The organism is Oleiphilus sp. HI0132 (assembly GCF_001635845.1).
On the sequence record NZ_LWGJ01001653.1, the window covers coordinates 1 to 1,233 of the forward strand.

Consider the following 1,233-nt stretch of genomic DNA (forward strand, 5'->3'; position numbering starts at 1 on the left):
CTGGTACAAACCCATCATTCCGTGTAGATGAAACGGGTTGTGCCGTCATGTTGACCAAGCAGGTTGCAATTACCATGGATATTAAGTTTGCAGCGAAAAGTGATGAGTTAACGCTAGAATACTACCCGGAAGTTAAGAAGATCGCAGACTTTATGAAAGAAGTCGTATCAACGACTTTGACGGTGGAGGGACACACGGATTACCAAGGCAGTCGTCGGTACAATCTGAAGCTATCTCAACGTAGAGCTGAGTCTGTTAGGCGAGTATTGGTTGACGAGTTCGGCATCGCTGAAGAGCGAGTTGCCGCAAAAGGCTTCGGTGAGGAGCAGCCGATTGCAGACAACGAGACTGAAGATGGGCGCGCTAAAAATAGGCGAGTGGTCGCAGTGCTTGAGGCTCAGGTGACCAAAGAAGCATTGCGTTAAGTCAGCTCTAGTCTTTAGAGCAATAGTATGAGGGTCTACATGGGTCGAAGTTTCGGTCTTGTAGGCCTTTTTTGTTTAATGTAGGGTCATAGCTGCTCGCTAAAGGAGTTAAGAGAAGAATTGTGAGGCGCAAATAGCGATGGAACAGTTTAATGTGGATTGCCTGGTGATCGGAGCTGGAGTTGTTGGTTTAGCAATAGCGAGGCGAATAGCTCTTGAGGGTCGGGAAGTTTTGCTCGTCGATAAAGAATCCAGCATTGGCACGCAGACTTCTTCACGCAATAGTGAAGTGATCCATGCAGGAATATATTACCCAAAAGGTTCCTTAAAAGCTCAGCTATGCGTGGCTGGGAAAGAAATGTTATATGACTATTGTGCTAAGCATCACCTTCCTTTCAAAGCTTGTGGAAAATTGATTGTTGCGACAAGTGATGATCAGATAGCTCGTCTTCAGGAAATTAAAAACCAAGCTCAACTTAATGGTGTAGACGATCTTCGCTTCATCGGTTCTGTAGAACTTAATAAGCTAGAGCAAGCGATAGTGGGTAAAGCAGCCTTATTGTCGCCTTCGACAGGCGTTTTGGATAGTCATGCCTATATGCTTCAATTGCAGGCTGATCTTGAGGCAAACGGTGGTCAGTGCGTGTTTAACTCAGAGCTCCAGATAACCGGGCAGGATGAGGGTGGAGTTGAGCTTACTCTCAATGGCGGGGAGGCTCTGATAAGAACGAAGTGCTGCATCAACTCTGCAGGTCTAAATGCTCAGCCTCTTGTTAATGATTCTCCAGCCATTTCTATTGCCGAGTTA

2 protein-coding genes are annotated in these 1,233 nt (G+C 46.2%); both read left to right on the plus strand.

The genetic code is table 11. The annotated features are described in order from the left end of the window. The coding region (locus tag A3766_RS25420) for an OmpA family protein (protein WP_156509134.1) at positions 1-425 on the plus strand (425 nt) is incomplete at its 5' end. A gap of 139 nt (positions 426-564) precedes the next feature. Next, on the plus strand, positions 565-1,233 hold a 669-nt coding region (locus A3766_RS25425; protein WP_156509135.1), incomplete at its 3' end, for an NAD(P)/FAD-dependent oxidoreductase.